Here is a 14,536-nt window from a genome sequence, read left to right on the forward strand (position 1 = left end):
GTTCCTCCCTATAAATCCAGTTGGGTGTCGGCGAGGGCGCTGAGCACGGTGGCCAGGGTGGCGTAATCGTCGCGCAGCAGGGTGATCAGTTCGCGCGCTGCCTCGCGTGCCCAATGGGGGTTGCCGCCCTGGGCGTGGCAGGCCTGGGTTTGTTGCAGGTGCGCTGCCACCACCTCAGCCAGGGGCTGATCAGTGGCGCGCAGCAGATGGCGGAAGTAGCCAAAGCGCCCGTGGGCGGTGAAGCGGCGCACTTCGGCGGGGGTGCAGGTATAAAGCACGTGCAGCACCAGCGGCGGGCGCGGCGGTAAGAGGTGGCTGAGGCGTCCGTTTTGCTCGTAACCGACAAAACGGACGCCGATCTCCAGCGGCAGGTTGCGATTGTATTGATTATCCAGGATCACGCTGGGGTCGAGGTTGGGACTGATCACCACCTGGCGCGTCAGCCCATCATCGAAGACCTGGATGTCGGTGACCACGCCGTAAACCTGGTAGGTCTCATCCACGGGCAGGCGCACCAGGCTGCCCAGCGGTGGCAGATGGGGCTGGCCGGCGCGGCAGCCGACCACGCAGCGGGTGGTATCGGCGCGCAGCATGCGCCCGATTTCAAGGGGGGTTGAGGAGGTAAGGGGTTGATCCATCATGCGTGCACTCCAATTTGCACCAAGGTTCGTTCAAAACAGGGACAGAACATTAGGAAGATGGAGCCATCGAGAGGGCGGGAGCCTTACAGTGCACGGCGCCGGCTGGAGGATTGCAAATCCTGCTTGGCGCGTTGCTTTTCCGATTCCTCGCCCACGACCACGCCCTGGTTCAGCCATTCCTGCTCGATCATGGCCGCCACCGCTTGGCGATCCTGGAAGGTGACCACCGCCAATTCGTGGGCGCGGATGAGGGCATAGGGGTAACGGCGGTTGGGGGTGATCTGGGTCTGCTGGAGCAGGACACCGTGCAGGGTGGTTACCGCGGTGGTATCCACGGCCACCCAGTGCGGAATTTCCACCCGTACGACCTTAGGTTGGCCCGCGAGCCCGACGTTGAGGTAAAAGAAGTGCAGTTCCAACTGCCCCTGCGCGGCTTGGCGGAAGCGCTCGGCGGTGGTGGACTGCAGGCCGAAGACGGCCGAGCGTTCACCGGGCTGGAGCAACTGGCCGAAAAGAGCGCGATCGGTGATGCCACGCAGCGGGCGCAGTTGCCCGGCCTGGGCTAACTCGTCCTCATCGAACAGGGCCAGTTCCAGCAGGCGCACCACCAGGTCGGCCTGGGGCTTATCCACGTAGCCGGCCGTGATCACGCCCTTGGCGGCCAGGGCGGTCAGCACGCGCAGGTAGTCCTGAAAGCGGGCGTGAAATTCGGGATCTTCGCGCGGCTGGCGGTAGAGTTCGAGCGGTCCATCGGTGAGCGTGACCAGCGGGGTGACGGTTTCATCACGCAGGCGCTCGAGCAGGGCGCGGCGTTCGCGCAGGTCGCGCTCCAGGGCAATGCGTTCCTCGCCAATCGTGCCCAGGTCGTCGTAGAGATCCTGGTTGAGCAGCACCTCGCTCTGGATGAGTTCCTGGGGTGGGCGTTGGTGCCCCAGGTCGTAGCCGAAGAGGCCGATGTTGATCAGACCGAAGGGGATGCGATCGTGGTGATTGGGGTTGGCGTTGGAGCCATCTGCCGCCAGCAGCAGCCCCTGGGTGGGGGCGGGCGGGGCGGGGACGCGGGTGGTCAGCGCCTCTTGCCCGGGGCGGGCGCATCGCAGTGAGGGGTTGTAGCGCAAGGCCTGCTCCACGCGTTGGCCCAGGTCGGGCAGCCGGTCGGCCCAGGTTTGGAGCGTCTCCCAGGCGCGGTTGAACTCATCGCGCAGACGGGCTTGCTCGCGCTGCGCCTCCCCGGCAGCCTGCTGAATTTGCCGATGCACTTCGACAAAATTGATGGTCATGCTGTCTCACCCCTTGAACATTTGTACTAATTTTAATTGCTCGAGGAGAAAATGAAAAGCGCGATAACCTTAAAAAATCGCCCTTTCTTTCCCTATCCGGCACGTGCTATAATGAAGCCAATACGGGTAGGGCTGTATGGAAATTTTCAATGTGGGTATCTTGGAATTAACCCTGATCCTGCTGCTGGCGTTCATCCTGCTCGGCCCGCAGGGGATGATCAAAACCGCGCGCGACCTGGGGCGGCTGATGCGGAAAATCCTACACTCCCCGCTGTGGGCTTCCCTGCGCCAGGTCGAGCGCGAGGTCCGCAAGGTGCCGACCCGCCTGATCCGCGAGGCCGGCCTGGAAGAGTTGGAACAGGAACTCCAGCGCCCCAGCGAGAGCCTCCTTCCCCCCATCGCCCCACGCCCTGCGCCACCGGCGACACCGCCGCCACCGCCGACGGACGAGCCCCCCTCATCTCGCGGCAACGGCAAAGCCATCACCTGATCGCCTCGCGGCGCGGCTCACGGCGACGGCGGGGTGGTCTCATCTTTCTCGGCCGTTTCATCCTCGCCCTTCTTGGTCAGTCCCTCGCGAAAGGCACGGATGCCGCTGCCGAGTTCGCCGGCAATCTTAGTAATCCGTCCCGGGCCGAAGAGGAGCAGAATCAGCACCAGGATAATCAGCAGTTCGGGTAAACCGGGTCGCCACATGAGATTGTTACCTCCATTCTCTTTTCACATTACGATTTAGATGGACGCACGGCCACGAAGGCCAGCAAGACGCTCAAGCCGTAGATCATTAGCAAGGGCAGCATGAGCAGGGTCATGTTGACTGGATCGGGGGTGGGAGTGATCACCGCGGCCAGGATGGCGATGATGATGACGGCGATGCGCCACTGCTGCGCCAGCGCCCGCGGCGAGACCAGGCGCAAACGCGCCAGCACGTAGACCACCAGGGGGGTCTCAAATGCCACCCCGATCCAGAAGAGCAAGTTGGTGACAAAGGCGTAATAATTGGCCAGGCGCGGCGTGGTGCGAATGCCGATGAAACTGATCAGGAAGGGCAGAGCCGCCGGTAGCATGACGAAATAGGCGAAGAGGACGCCGAGGACGAACAGCACCGTGGCGGCCGGGATGGCGGTGAACAGCCCGCGCCGCTCGCGGGGGGTCAGCCCGGGCAGGATAAATGCCACCACCTGGTAGAGGATAAAGGGCAGGGCAAGGATGAACCCGGCCAACAGGCTGACGCGCATAAAGACGCCGATGTTTTCGGTGACCTCAATGGAGACCAGTTTATCTACCCCGCCGATTGGGCGCGCCAGGATGGCGATCAGCCGTTCACCGAAGGCGAAACTGACCGTGGTGGTCAGCCCCAGCGCGATCAACCCTTTGAACAAACGCCCGCGCAGTTCTTCCAGGTGCTCCCACAGACTCATTGCCGCGGGGGACGACTCAGCTTCGGCCCCAGGCGGAAGGGTTTCTTGCCGCGTGGCCATAACGATTCGATTTTACCACACGCTTGGTCGGAATTAGCCACAGTTCACGGTACCCGGGCTTGGCCGTGAAATGTGACGGCGGTCACAGTCACAGAAGTGCTGTTGGGAGTAGAATTCACGTAGATCCAACCTCACCGGATGGAGGTGCCGATGTCCCAGCCCATTGCCTTGATTGCCGATAGCACCTGTGACTTGCCCCCGGAGTGGGTGGAACGTTATGACATTCTGATCGTGCCCCAGACGATTATCTTCGGGCAAGAGGTGTTCCTGGACGGCATTGACATGACCGCCGAGGAGTTCTACGCGCGGTTAGAGCGGAGCGGTGAACATCCCACCTCGTCTCAACCGCCCCCAGAGGCGTTCCTGCGCGCGTTTCAAACCGCCGCGGAGCAGGGCGCACGGGAGGCGATCACCTTTGTGGTCAGCAGCCACATGAGCGGCACCTACCAATCCGCCCTGCGCGCCGCGGCCGAAGCTCCCATCCCGGTGCACGTGGTGGATAGTTGCAACAACTCGATGGGCATGGGCTGGCAGGTCATGGCCGCCGCCCGCGCCCGCGAGCAGGGAGGGGATGTGGCAGCCATGCTCGAAGCGGCGCGCAAGGTGCGCGAGGCGATGGTGTACTACGTGGCGCTGGATACCCTGGCTTACCTGCACCAGGGTGGGCGGATTGGTGCGGCCGCCCGCCTGCTGGGTTCCATTATCCAGATCAAGCCGCTGGTTTACGTCAAACCCAGCGATGGCACGGTGGCGGCCTCGATCCCGGCCCGTTCGCGCGCCGGCGTGATCGAAAACCTCTTCCGCGAGTTCTTCAAGCACGTGGATACCACCCGCCCACTGCATATCGCCGTCTTACATAATGCCTGCCTGGCCGATGCCGAGGCATTGGCGCAGCGCGTCCAGGCGACCTATCACCCCCAAGAGTTGATCATCCGCCCGGCCAGCCCAACACTGGGTGTGCACACCGGCCCGCGCGCGATAGCCCTCTGCGGTTATGCCGAGCCGGCCTGATGCGGGGCGTTGCCGTTGGCGCGCAGGGCTTCGAGCAGGGCCGGCACCTCGGCCAGGGAGCGCAGGCGCCAGGTCGCCAGGCGGGCAATCTCCGGCGGAATCGGCTGGACATCGGGGATAAGGATACAGCGCATGCCGGCGGCGTGGGCGGCCTGCACCCCGGCCACCGAATCTTCCAGCACCACGCAGGATGCCGGGGGTTGGGCCAGGCGGCGCGCCGCTTCCAGGAACAGGTCGGGGGCGGGTTTGGCGCGCGGCACATCTTCACCGGTTACAATGATCTCAAAGTACTCGCGCAAGCCGGCGCTGCGCAGTTTGCCCTCGGCCATGGCGCACGAGGTGGAGGACGCTACCGCCCGCGGCAAGCCGGCGCGGATGGCATAGGTCAACAGGTCATGCGCACCAGGTTTGGGCGGCACACCTTCGCGTGCCAACGCCGCGAGAAAGTGCGCCTGGCGTAGGCGGTAAGCCGTTTCAAACGGAAAATCGCGCCCGAAAACCCGCTCGAACAGCGTCCGCACCTCGGTCTCGGAGCGCCCGATCATCTGCACAAAGATCTCATCGGTCAGGGTATAACCGACCTGGGCGATGACCTCAGCCCACGAGCGCTGTGAGAGCGGCTCGGAATCCACCAGCAGGCCGTCCAGGTCGAAGATCAACGCCGTTACCAACATCTGTTTCTCCGCGTCATCCAACTGGGGGATTATACCCGCTTTGGGGCTCACCGGGCAGGGAGACGGCCGACCCAACCGGTTTCTCATCGTTTTTTAATCTTTTAGGGGCGGAAATTAGTAAAATGATAAAGTAGGAGGGAAAGAACGGTATGGTGACGGAAGAAAGTGGCCAACCCAGGCAACGGGAGCCCATGATGGCTTTGCGGGCGCTCGCCATTCAACAACTACCGATGGCGCTGGCAATACCCTACAAGGGGCTGATTCTGGAACAGACGCTCCAGCCGCGCGTGGTGGGGAGGGATAAGGTGGTGTTTCCACCGCCGAAGCTCTTGTTATGTGCAGCGATTTATCAGACGGCCTACCTGCACAGTCGTTTTTTGCCGGCCACGGTGCGTGGCTACGTACAGTGGCTGACCACCGAGCGCTGTGAACTGCAACTCTCTAATTTGCGCTTCCTCGCCACGCCCTGGCGCTCACGCGGCGAACAGCGGGTGCAGCCGGAGGAGCATCTGGTGGTGACGGTGTGGGTCAACCGTATCCCCTTCCAGGCCCTGCTGATCGACCTAAGCACCCACGGGGTGGGACTGCTTTTCGATAGTTGGGTGGAGACGCCACCGGCCAACCTGGTGCGCGGGCTGAAGTTCGATGTGACCCTGCCGCTGGCCAGCCAGCACGCCATCACGGTGGCGGCGGAACTCGTGCATGTGCGGCGGTATCAGGAGCACCTCTGGCAGGCGGGGGCGCGCCTTTTTCCCACCCTGGAGCAGGAACGCTGGCTGGATCACTACGTGGCCGAGCGGCGGGTTGAGATCTATTCCGAATTAGAACAACGGGCGCGTGAACTGCGCGAGGTGGCGCAGGGCTCGGGGCTGTTCTTCTCGTAGAACGGTGCATGCCGGCAGTCCGTTTAAAAACCTCATCCAAAGGTTACACAAACGTTTTTGTTAACCAGCCTGACCCTTTACAATTGGATCGGAATGGATTGTCGTTAGATATGGATGAGAGTCAGGTCTATGATGAGTGAAGCATCATCCTCCCGCCCGGTTGAATCGGTGTGGGACTATCCCCGCCCCCCGCGGCTTGAACCCACCCCGCGCCGGTTGGAAGTTTACTTTGGCGATATGTGCATCGCCGCCACCCAGCGGGGTCTGCGGGTGTTGGAAACCGGTCATCCGCCGGTGTATTACTTTCCCCCCGAGGATGTACGCCGCGAATTTTTGGTGCCTTCACCGCAGCGTAGTCTGTGTGAGTGGAAAGGGGTTGCGATCTATTACCACGTGCGCGTCGGTGATGCGTGGATCGAAAATGCGGCCTGGGCATACCCGGAGCCCACGCCGGCCTTTCGGGCGCTGGCCAACTACCTGGCATTTTATCCCCAGAAGATGACGCGTTGTTGGGTGGATGGTGAGGTGGTGCGCCCGCAGCCGGGGCACTTTTACGGCGGTTGGATCACCGCTGAGATCCGCGGTCCGTTTAAGGGCGAGCCGGGTGTTCGCGGTTAGGTAGTTGGCCATGGGTGTGTTTGAACGTGTCCTGCTCTATGCCCTCAGCCGACCGACGGAGTTCTGGCAGGCGGTAGGCCAACATGTGCTGTTGACGATCAGTGCAGTGCTCATCGCGCTGATGATTGCGCTCCCGCTGGGAATCGGTACGGCTCGCTCGCGCTGGATGAGCCTGACCGTGATCAACGCGGTCAATGCCCTACGGGTCATCCCCAGCCTGGCGGTGTTGTTCCTGGTGATCCCCTATTTTGGCCTGAGCGCTACGGCCGCCGTGGTAGCACTGACCCTGCTCGCCATCCCGCCCATCCTGCTGAACACAGACGCCGCTTTCCGCTCCCTGGAGCCCGGGTTGATCGAAGCGGCGCGGGGGATGGGGATGTCATCCCTTCAGATTTTGAGGCGGGTTGAGTTCCCGCTGGCTCTGCCCGTGATTTTGGCCGGGGTACGCACGGCTACGGTGGACGTCATGGCCAGCGCCACCTTAGCCGCTTTTGTCGGAAGTGGTGGGCTGGGAATCTACATCACCCGCGGCTTCGCGCTCTACGATTATAGCATCCTGATGGTTGGGGCCATCCCGGTGGCTCTGCTTACCCTTGGTGCAGAAGCCGTCCTGGCGCTGCTTCAACGTCTGAGCCAACCGCCAGGATTATCTTTCACGGCGGAATCGTCAGTGTAGGAGAAAATCGCATGAAACAAGGATTTATGGTTAAAGCATGGTTGTTTTTTGGGTTGATGGCTTTGCTGGTATCGGCGTGCACACCGCGCAGTGAGGCAAAGGCTATTCGGGTTGCCTCCAAGGATTTTACCGAGCAATTCATCCTGGGCGAGATGTACGCGCAACTTTTAGCCGCTAACGGCTATCAAGTGGAGCGCAAGTTGAACCTGGGTGGTACGCCGGTGGCGCATCAGGCACTGTTGGCGGGTGAAATTGACCTCTACCCCGAATATACCGGCACCGGGCTGTTGACCGTGCTTAAATTACCCACCCAGAGCGATCCCGATGCCGTGTATCAGACGGTCAAAGAGGAATATGCGCGGCGGTTTGATCTGGTCTGGCTTGATCCTGCGCCGATGAATAATACTCAGGCCATTGCGATGAAACGAGAGCGCGCAGAGGCCTTGGGCATCCGCACCATTTCCGATCTGGTGGCCCGCGCCGGCGAACTGGTGATGGTTGGCCCACCGGAATTCCAGGAACGCGAGGATGGCTTACCCGGTCTGCGCCGGGTCTATGGGGAGTTTGCCTTCAAGGCCTATAAATCGGTGGACCCCGGTTTGCGCTATCAGGCGCTCAACAGTGGGGAAGCCGATGTGACAGTGGCGTTTGGTACGGATGGCGAGATTGCTGCTTTTGACCTCGTGGTGCTGGTGGACGATAAAGGCCTGTGGCCGCCCTATCAGGTGGCACCGGTGGTGCGCAAAGCCGTTCTCGACGCGGACCCCCAGATCGCTACCCTGCTCAACCGCTTGGCACCGTATCTGACCGATGCCGTCATGCAGCGCCTGAACTACGAAGTCTCCGGGAAGCAACGCGAACCGGCCGAGGTAGCGCGAGAGTTCTTGCAACACCAAGGTTTGGTGAAATGAGATGGGGTGGATGCCATGGCGGCGATTGAGTTTGTCGGCGTGACCAAGCGCTACCCCAATGCTCCCGCACCAGCGGTGGATCACATTAGCCTGCGGATAGAGGATGGCGAGTTCGTCGTCCTGCTGGGGCCCTCGGGCTGTGGCAAGACCACCCTGCTTAAGATGGTTAACCGACTGATTGAGCCCAGCGCGGGGCATATCTACCTTGAGGGTGTGGATATCCAAACCCTGCCGGTAATCCAACTGCGCCGCCGCATCGGTTATGTCATTCAACAGGTGGGGCTTTTCCCGCACCTGACCGTGGCTAAAAACATCGCGGTAGTGCCCGAGTTGCTGGGCTGGCCGCGCGAGAAAATTGAAGCCCGCATTGATGAACTACTGGAGATGGTGCATCTACCGCGCAGTTTTCGTCAGCGCTACCCCGCCCAACTTTCGGGTGGGCAGCAACAGCGGGTGGGGCTGGCCCGTGCGCTCGCCGCCGACCCGGAGGTGTTGCTGATGGACGAACCGTTTGGCGCCATTGATGCCATCACCCGCACCCGTTTACAAGATCAGATGTTGGAACTGCAGCGCCGGTTGCGTAAGACCATTCTATTCGTCACCCACGATGTGGATGAAGCCCTCAAATTGGCCGACCGCATCCTGGTTTTGAACCAGGGGCGGCTGGTGCAGTTTGATACCCCCTGCGCTCTGCTCACCCGCCCGGCGGATGCGTTCGTGCGGCGCTTGCTCAACACCGAGGATCGCATCCGGCAGTTGGGGTTACTGCGGGTGGAGACGATCATGTCACCCATACGACGGGTGAACGGTTGGGCGCAACAGCCCCGCCTTCCCGTCGGGAGCGACCTGCGCCAGGCGCTCTCGGCGCTGCTACAGCCAGGGGTGGCGTCGGTGATCATAACGAATGCCTCGGGACAACCTTGTGGTCAAATCACGTTTGAAGACCTGCGTCAACGGCTGGGCTGCAGCCTGGAGGGAACACTATGAGGTTTTTGGTTGGTTATCCCGAGGTGGTTGCACAACTGACCTGGCAGCATCTGCAACTGGTGCTGCTGCCGCTGATTCTGGCAACGGCCATTGGACTGCCCTTGGGTTGGGTGTTACACCGCTCGCCGCGCCTGGCTTGGGGCGTTCTAGGAGTGCTGAACCTCATCTATGCCATCCCCAGCCTGGCGCTGATGATTTTTCTCATTCCTTGGTTGGGGCTAAATGCCCGCGCGGTGATGGCGGCGCTGACGCTCTACAGCGAGATTATCATTTTGCGCAATGTGCTGGCCGGACTCGCCGGGGTGGACGTGGCCATCTTGGAAGCGGCGCGGGGCATGGGGATGACCCGATTTCAGATCGCGTGGCGGGTGCAATTCCCCCTGGCCTTGCCTGTGATTTTGACCGGTGTGCGCCTGGCGGCGATTCTGGCGATTGCCATTGCCACCATTGGGAGTAAATTCGGGGCCGGGGGTTTGGGGACGTTGCTCTTTGAAGGCATCGCCCAGGCGGGCCGAATGGATAAAGTATGGGCTGGGGCGCTGGGGGTGGCGACGCTGGCCCTGGCATTTAACTACGGTTTGCTCTGGCTAGAGCGGCAGTTAACCCCTTACCGCGCCGTGGTAACCACCTAAAGCCCTAACCAGACGCAGCACACCCGATCAAAGGCGGTGGCAGGATGACGGCCTGTTTATCCCCTCAGGCGTAGCGCTGTTCCTTCCACACATCGGCTTCGTTGTGGTAGCCGGCCTGTTCCCAGAAGCCGGGACGGTCTTCGGCGCTGAATTCCAGGCCGCGCAGCCACTTAGCCCCTTTCCAGAAGTAGGGCACTTTGAGGTCGTCCCGGCCGGGGATGGCGCCGACCACGCCGCGCAAGGGGAAGCCGTGCTCCGGGGTGAGCGGCTCACCGTTGTAGTGGGTGGCAAGCAGGAAGTTCTCTGCCAGCACCACCTCGAGCGGCAGATTGGCGGTGAAGCCGTATTCGGCATGCTGGATGACGAAGCGCGCGGTGGGCTTGAGTTTGAGCAAGCCGAGATCTATCAGCGTGCGCAGGCTGACGCCTTCCCACACCGTATCCAGTTTGCTCCACCGGGTAACGCAGTGGATATCGAGGGTAAGGCGGGTGCGGGGTAGGCGGCTGAACTCTTCCCAGGTGAAACGCAGGGGTTGTTCGACCTCCCCCCAAATGCGGAAATCCCAGGTGCTCAAATCCACGCGCGGGACGGGGCCATAGTGAAGCACCGGGAAGCGGTTGGTCAGCGCCTGGCCGGGGGGCAGGCGGCGTTCGGCGCGGAATTTTTGTTCGTTCTCTTTTCGGCGCAGGATATCATCGAACATAGATCACTCTCCTGCGCTAAATTATAGCGGAGGGGTCGGATTTAGGCGAGTGATTGCCGAAGGTTGGGGGCGAGCCCTCTTCGCGCGGTGGGTGTTTCTGCCGGGCTAACGCAACCACGACCGGTGTTGCCCGGCGTTATAAAGGTTTCATCCTGGGGAGACAGGCGATGGTCTGACGGCTGATGAGGAACGTTGTGGGGTAGAAGGGTGGGCCGGGTGTGGTCGACAGTGCGGATCTGGGATTTTCGTGCCCGGGTGGGCTCTTGCCACCCGCGCTGACGCAGATGGGGCGATTAAAGCGCCACAGGCCGGGGTGAGGGGGGCACCTCGGCCTGTGGCATTTATGATTATACATGAAATTATTAGAAATACATTAAAAATCAAGGTAAAAAAATTGCAATTTTTGTCTGACAATGTTCTGATACCGGCAACGGTGTGCTAATAGATCAGATTGTCATATTTTATTACGGTTTAAACGTATCTTAACGTGATTGAATTTTCGTTTTTACAATGTCATAATAAAGTCAATGGCAATGGCGTTGGATGTTTTTCAGGTGTCAACCCTACTGGTTCTGTTGGATGCAGATCGGCCCCTTTCGGCACAGCGCCTGGGGGAACGCGTGGGTATCTCAGCGCGTGCCCTGCGCTACCGCCTGCCCTTTTTACAAGCCTGGCTTATGCGGCAAGGGGCCGAACTGGTGATCCGACCACGCCGTGGACTGTACCTCCGCGCTACACCTGAGGTACGGCGGCGCTTGCATGCCGAATTACAGCAAGCGCAACCACCGCCGCTCTTCCGCACCGAAGAACGCGTTCTCTACCTTGTTTTCCTGCTATTAACCAAGCCAGAGGAAACGACGGCCGGGGTTCTGCAAGCCAGATTAGGCATTTCCCGCGCCACGTTGTTACGCGATCTGCGCCAGGCGGAAACGCGCCTGAACGCCAAGGGAATCGTTCTCAGGCGTCTAAGGCAGCAAGGCTTTCGCCTGATCGGCCCCTAGGTCGCCCAACGTCACATTTTGCTTGAGATTCTGCTTCACAGCGGCCTGAATGAAGCGCTGACCCATCTGAGTATCCACGGCAAGCTCCTCAATGAATCCCTCACCCTTTTGCAGCAAGTGTTGTTAGACGAGGTTAAGAGCTGGAATCTCTCCGCTGCGCGTCGCTTCGTCACCCGTGTGGAGCGCGAGTTGGGCCTAACTTTTCGCGATGATGATCTGCTTTTCCTGACCCTTTATTGGGCATTGGCACTGCGGCGCCTAGAAAGCGGTCATACCGTTAGTCGCCTGGAGCGACCGGTGGAGGTACTCGTTTCGGCCCAAGAATTTGCTCACCTGGAAGCGATGATAGCGTCTTCTCCTGCCGCAAACGGCATGCCCATCCCACGCGATGAAATCTTCCAGTTTCTGGTCGAGCTCAAAGCCTGCCAGGGCGAATTAACTCTCGCTCCCCAGCCCGCTGCACCCGGTGAAACTGAACTTGGCCGCCAGTTAGCCGAGGAAATGCTCAAACGCCTCGGTGAGCGCTTGGGGTATGACTTGTGTCATACCGATATTCTGAGCCAAATGGCCTTGCACCTGGCGCGGGCACTAGCGCGCCTGCGGGCGGGTTTGCCTCTGTACAACCCACTGACGCAAGATGTTCAACAGGCTTACCCTCACCTCTGGGCACTCTCCATAGATGTTGCGCGGCAGGTGGGCGTGCAGTATGGTCTGGTCATCCCGGAAGAAGAAGTGGCGTATTTAGTGATGTACCTGGCGCTGGCGGTGCAACTGGCTGAGCAAGCCCAGCGACGCCGTATCCGCGTGGTGGTGGCGTGCCCTACCGGCGGTGTCATGGCGCGGCTGTTGGTGTATCGGTTGCAAAGCGCCTTGCCGGATATTGAGGTGGTAGAGAGCACCTCGCTGCGCCAGTTAGCACGCTTGGATTTGAGCCAGGTAGATTTGGTGATCACAACGGTTAAGTTCACCGCGGCACGTCTGCCAGTATTAACGGTAAATCCCTTGCTCGGAGAGGAGGATCTACAACGGATACGGAGTCAAATTGCCCAACTTCAAACCCGCCGCAACTCATCAACCCAAAAGGAGCGTGAGGTATGCCGCTAAAACGCATTATCGTTGCATGTGGTTCAGGGGTTGCCACCTCAAACGTGGCTGCCGAAAAGTTGAGGAATCTTCTGCGTGATCAGGGATATCACAATGTAGAGGTCAGGGCGGTGGATATCAAGAGCCTGGAGGCCGAAGCCAAGGTGGCCGACCTGCTTGTATCCATTACCCCGTACGCCATCCGCGATAAAGAGCTGCCCATTCCTTCCATTAACGGCATCCCGTTACTTACCGGTGTAGGCACGGCTGACATCGTGCGTCAGATCAAAGAGATTCTCAAATTGTAATTCATCCCGGTCTGCATAACGTATAACCCTTTTTCACACCCCCAACGAAAGGAGGTGAGTTCTGGTATTGCCTTTTGTTGCCCTGGCTCTTCCACCCTATCCAATGTTTCAATGTTTATCTTGGTTCTACTGAGAAAGGAGAGGAAAAAAATGCAAGCCGCGTTAGATGCCATTCGTAGTTTTCTTGATTACGGCCCCAACGTGGCCCTTCCAGTGATTATGTTCTTGCTCTGTCTGGTGCTGGGAATGCGCGTGGGCAAAGCCATCGGTGCTGGCTTGATGTTGGGGGTGGCCTTTACCGGTATCTTCGTGCTCTTTGATTTCGCCTTCCCTATCCTGGGCAAGGCAGGGCAGGCAATGGTGCAGCGCATCCCCGGCCTGCGCTTTGAGGCCTACGACCTGGGTTGGACCGTGGCATCGGTGATCTCGTGGGCCTGGCCATATGCATTCTTGATGTTCCCGCTCCAGATCACCATTAACATCATAATGCTAGCGTTGGGCTGGACCAAATGCCTAAACGTAGATATGTGGAACGTCTGGCATAAGGCCACCCTGGGCGCGTTCGTTTCCGCCCTGGTTGGCCAGAGCGCGCCGGCGCTAGCGCTGCCGCTGGGTTTCCTAGTCGCGGGGATCTGGATGGTGGCGGAATTGATCAGCGCCGATCATACCCGTGAGCAGGTTTACAACCTCACCCGCATCCCGGGTATCGCGGTTTCGCACAACATGCTCTTGGATATCATGTGGATGGCGCCAGTGTTGGACCTGATCGAGAAGATCCCCGGCCTGGATAAGATCAAGACCAGTCCGGCCGACCTGCGCCGCCGCATTGGTGTGTTTGGTGAAAATTACGTCATCGGCGCCATTCTGGGGTTGATCTTTGGCCTGCTGGCAGGCTATGATTTCAAAGGCATTGCGACGCTGATCATTCAGTGTGCTGCCATCGTCACCCTTTTCCCCTTGTTGGCCGGGCTGTTTGCACGCGCACTGGCGCCGGTGGCCGAGGGGGCGCAGGAATTCATGCAGAAGCGCTTCCCCGGTCGCAGTTTCTACATTGGCCTGGACTGGCCAGTGCTGGCCGGGATTGACTCGTTGTGGGTGACTGGTATTCTGATCGCCCCGTTGATCCTGCTCTTTGCCATCATCCTGCCCTATAACAACACCCTTCCCTTTGGCAGCATCATCGCTGTTTCGTTGGTGGCAACCGTTACCGTGTTGACCCAGGGCGATCTGGTCAAATCACTCTTGCTCTCGATCATCGGCATCCCGGTCTACTTGGGCGCCGCAACCTACTTCGCCCCTTACCTGACCAACCTGGCCGTCGCCACCGGCGCGATCCAGATCCCCGAGGGCTACGGTATGGTGACCTGGCTGGAGACCAACGCCGCCGGCATGCGCTTGCTCGTCTTCACCATCCTGAACGGGCTAAACGGCCAGATTCTCCCTGCCTTGATTGCGTTGGTGATTCTGGCTTTCTGTGTCTGGTATTACTTCCCGGCGATGAAGCGCCGCGAGAATGCTGCGGCTCAGGAAAGTGGGGGTATTTCTGGCAATCCCTTGCCATACCCTGAGGTAGCATCTAAGGTGGCTAAACCGGCCGCTGCCGACTAAAAACATCGGGGTGGCTCTCGGTACCCTTCACCGGGAGC

At 60.2% G+C, this 14,536-nt stretch carries 18 protein-coding genes; 12 read left to right on the forward strand and 6 right to left on the reverse strand.

The features are described 5' to 3' along the window. Positions 1-8: 8 nt before the first annotated feature. Together AC01YT_RS09605 and AC01YT_RS09610 are read right to left on the reverse strand one after the other, a co-directional pair. Positions 9-641, reverse strand: a complete 633-nt coding sequence (locus AC01YT_RS09605) for a hypothetical protein (RefSeq protein WP_476674931.1) — start codon at positions 639-641, stop codon at positions 9-11. A gap of 83 nt (positions 642-724) precedes the next feature. After that, positions 725-1,921, reverse strand: coding sequence for a DNA double-strand break repair nuclease NurA (locus AC01YT_RS09610; protein ID WP_476674933.1), 1,197 nt, complete (start codon positions 1,919-1,921; stop codon positions 725-727). A gap of 136 nt (positions 1,922-2,057) precedes the next feature. On the opposite strand from AC01YT_RS09610, the gene AC01YT_RS09615 reads away from it, so the two are divergent. Further along, positions 2,058-2,411, forward strand: coding sequence for a twin-arginine translocase TatA/TatE family subunit (locus AC01YT_RS09615; RefSeq protein WP_476674935.1), 354 nt, complete (start codon positions 2,058-2,060; stop codon positions 2,409-2,411). A gap of 17 nt (positions 2,412-2,428) precedes the next feature. Here AC01YT_RS09615 and AC01YT_RS09620 read toward each other — a convergent pair whose 3' ends face one another. Further along, positions 2,429-2,617, reverse strand: a complete 189-nt coding sequence (locus AC01YT_RS09620; RefSeq protein ID WP_315625100.1) for a twin-arginine translocase TatA/TatE family subunit — start codon at positions 2,615-2,617, stop codon at positions 2,429-2,431. 29 nt (positions 2,618-2,646) lie between these two features. Continuing rightward, positions 2,647-3,402, reverse strand: coding sequence for a twin-arginine translocase subunit TatC (tatC, locus tag AC01YT_RS09625; protein ID WP_476674937.1), 756 nt, complete (start codon positions 3,400-3,402; stop codon positions 2,647-2,649). Between the two features lie 150 nt (positions 3,403-3,552). On the opposite strand from tatC, the gene AC01YT_RS09630 reads away from it, so the two are divergent. After that, positions 3,553-4,413, forward strand: coding sequence for a DegV family protein (locus AC01YT_RS09630; protein WP_476674939.1), 861 nt, complete (start codon positions 3,553-3,555; stop codon positions 4,411-4,413). Here AC01YT_RS09630 and AC01YT_RS09635 read toward each other — a convergent pair. Beyond that, positions 4,395-5,087, reverse strand: coding sequence for an HAD family hydrolase (locus AC01YT_RS09635; RefSeq protein WP_476674941.1), 693 nt, complete (start codon positions 5,085-5,087; stop codon positions 4,395-4,397). The genes AC01YT_RS09630 and AC01YT_RS09635 overlap by 19 nt on opposite strands. A 149-nt stretch (positions 5,088-5,236) precedes the next feature. Here AC01YT_RS09635 and AC01YT_RS09640 point away from each other — a divergent pair, with 149 nt between their 5' ends. From AC01YT_RS09640 to AC01YT_RS09665, 6 genes are all read left to right on the forward strand, one after another. Further along, the gene (locus AC01YT_RS09640; protein ID WP_476674943.1) at positions 5,237-5,971 is read left to right on the forward strand and encodes a hypothetical protein; all 735 of its coding nucleotides are present in this window, start codon (positions 5,237-5,239) and stop codon (positions 5,969-5,971) included. Between the two features lie 129 nt (positions 5,972-6,100). Next, positions 6,101-6,589, forward strand: coding sequence for a DUF427 domain-containing protein (locus tag AC01YT_RS09645; RefSeq protein ID WP_476674945.1), 489 nt, complete (start codon positions 6,101-6,103; stop codon positions 6,587-6,589). 10 nt (positions 6,590-6,599) lie between these two features. After that, positions 6,600-7,265 carry an ABC transporter permease gene (locus tag AC01YT_RS09650; RefSeq protein ID WP_476674947.1) on the forward strand — a complete coding sequence of 222 codons (666 nt, stop codon included), beginning with the start codon at positions 6,600-6,602 and terminating at the stop codon, positions 7,263-7,265. A gap of 11 nt (positions 7,266-7,276) precedes the next feature. After that, positions 7,277-8,176 carry a glycine betaine ABC transporter substrate-binding protein gene (locus AC01YT_RS09655; RefSeq protein ID WP_476674949.1) on the forward strand — a complete coding sequence of 300 codons (900 nt, stop codon included), beginning with the start codon at positions 7,277-7,279 and terminating at the stop codon, positions 8,174-8,176. 15 nt (positions 8,177-8,191) lie between these two features. Continuing rightward, on the forward strand, positions 8,192-9,163 hold the full coding sequence (locus tag AC01YT_RS09660) for an ABC transporter ATP-binding protein (RefSeq protein ID WP_476674951.1): 972 nt from the start codon (positions 8,192-8,194) through the stop codon (positions 9,161-9,163). Continuing rightward, positions 9,160-9,795: an ABC transporter permease gene (locus tag AC01YT_RS09665; RefSeq protein ID WP_476674953.1), complete on the forward strand. Its 636-nt coding sequence runs from the start codon at positions 9,160-9,162 to the stop codon at positions 9,793-9,795. Before AC01YT_RS09660 ends, AC01YT_RS09665 begins: the two co-directional genes overlap by 4 nt. A gap of 64 nt (positions 9,796-9,859) precedes the next feature. Here AC01YT_RS09665 and AC01YT_RS09670 read toward each other — a convergent pair whose 3' ends face one another. Further along, a complete protein-coding gene (locus AC01YT_RS09670) occupies positions 9,860-10,498 on the reverse strand; it encodes a sulfite oxidase-like oxidoreductase (RefSeq protein ID WP_476674954.1) in 639 nt (212 codons plus the stop codon). A gap of 554 nt (positions 10,499-11,052) precedes the next feature. On the opposite strand from AC01YT_RS09670, the gene AC01YT_RS09675 reads away from it, so the two are divergent. From AC01YT_RS09675 to AC01YT_RS09690, 4 genes are all read left to right on the forward strand, one after another. Next, positions 11,053-11,499 (forward strand): helix-turn-helix domain-containing protein, encoded by a 447-nt coding sequence (locus AC01YT_RS09675; RefSeq protein WP_476674955.1) that lies wholly within the window; start codon positions 11,053-11,055, stop codon positions 11,497-11,499. Between the two features lie 18 nt (positions 11,500-11,517). Beyond that, positions 11,518-12,603 (forward strand): BglG family transcription antiterminator, encoded by a 1,086-nt coding sequence (locus AC01YT_RS09680; protein WP_476674957.1) that lies wholly within the window; start codon positions 11,518-11,520, stop codon positions 12,601-12,603. Beyond that, positions 12,594-12,890 carry a PTS sugar transporter subunit IIB gene (locus AC01YT_RS09685; protein WP_476674959.1) on the forward strand — a complete coding sequence of 99 codons (297 nt, stop codon included), beginning with the start codon at positions 12,594-12,596 and terminating at the stop codon, positions 12,888-12,890. Before AC01YT_RS09680 ends, AC01YT_RS09685 begins: the two co-directional genes overlap by 10 nt. Before the next feature lie 150 nt (positions 12,891-13,040). Beyond that, a complete protein-coding gene (locus AC01YT_RS09690) occupies positions 13,041-14,498 on the forward strand; it encodes a PTS galactitol transporter subunit IIC (protein ID WP_476674961.1) in 1,458 nt (485 codons plus the stop codon). Positions 14,499-14,536 lie beyond the last annotated feature (38 nt).

The sequence above is a fragment of the Thermanaerothrix sp. genome (genome assembly GCF_056331585.1).

Excerpts from the sequence above, each read along its gene's own strand:
- AC01YT_RS09665 (WP_476674953.1), top strand. The coding sequence starts at position 9,160 with ATGAGGTTTTTGGTTGGTTATCCCGAGGTGGTTGCACAACTGACCTGG.
- AC01YT_RS09630 (WP_476674939.1), top strand. The coding sequence starts at position 3,553 with ATGTCCCAGCCCATTGCCTTGATTGCCGATAGCACCTGTGACTTGCCC.
- AC01YT_RS09670 (WP_476674954.1), bottom strand. The coding sequence starts at position 10,498 with ATGTTCGATGATATCCTGCGCCGAAAAGAGAACGAACAAAAATTCCGC.
- AC01YT_RS09685 (WP_476674959.1), top strand. The coding sequence starts at position 12,594 with ATGCCGCTAAAACGCATTATCGTTGCATGTGGTTCAGGGGTTGCCACC.
- AC01YT_RS09615 (WP_476674935.1), top strand. The coding sequence starts at position 2,058 with ATGGAAATTTTCAATGTGGGTATCTTGGAATTAACCCTGATCCTGCTG.
- tatC (WP_476674937.1), bottom strand. The coding sequence starts at position 3,402 with ATGGCCACGCGGCAAGAAACCCTTCCGCCTGGGGCCGAAGCTGAGTCG.
- AC01YT_RS09660 (WP_476674951.1), top strand. The coding sequence starts at position 8,192 with ATGGCGGCGATTGAGTTTGTCGGCGTGACCAAGCGCTACCCCAATGCT.
- AC01YT_RS09620 (WP_315625100.1), bottom strand. The coding sequence starts at position 2,617 with ATGTGGCGACCCGGTTTACCCGAACTGCTGATTATCCTGGTGCTGATT.
- AC01YT_RS09610 (WP_476674933.1), bottom strand. The coding sequence starts at position 1,921 with ATGACCATCAATTTTGTCGAAGTGCATCGGCAAATTCAGCAGGCTGCC.
- AC01YT_RS09605 (WP_476674931.1), bottom strand. The coding sequence starts at position 641 with ATGATGGATCAACCCCTTACCTCCTCAACCCCCCTTGAAATCGGGCGC.
- AC01YT_RS09650 (WP_476674947.1), top strand. The coding sequence starts at position 6,600 with ATGGGTGTGTTTGAACGTGTCCTGCTCTATGCCCTCAGCCGACCGACG.
- AC01YT_RS09645 (WP_476674945.1), top strand. The coding sequence starts at position 6,101 with ATGATGAGTGAAGCATCATCCTCCCGCCCGGTTGAATCGGTGTGGGAC.
- AC01YT_RS09635 (WP_476674941.1), bottom strand. The coding sequence starts at position 5,087 with ATGTTGGTAACGGCGTTGATCTTCGACCTGGACGGCCTGCTGGTGGAT.
- AC01YT_RS09690 (WP_476674961.1), top strand. The coding sequence starts at position 13,041 with ATGCAAGCCGCGTTAGATGCCATTCGTAGTTTTCTTGATTACGGCCCC.
- AC01YT_RS09640 (WP_476674943.1), top strand. The coding sequence starts at position 5,237 with ATGGTGACGGAAGAAAGTGGCCAACCCAGGCAACGGGAGCCCATGATG.
- AC01YT_RS09655 (WP_476674949.1), top strand. The coding sequence starts at position 7,277 with ATGAAACAAGGATTTATGGTTAAAGCATGGTTGTTTTTTGGGTTGATG.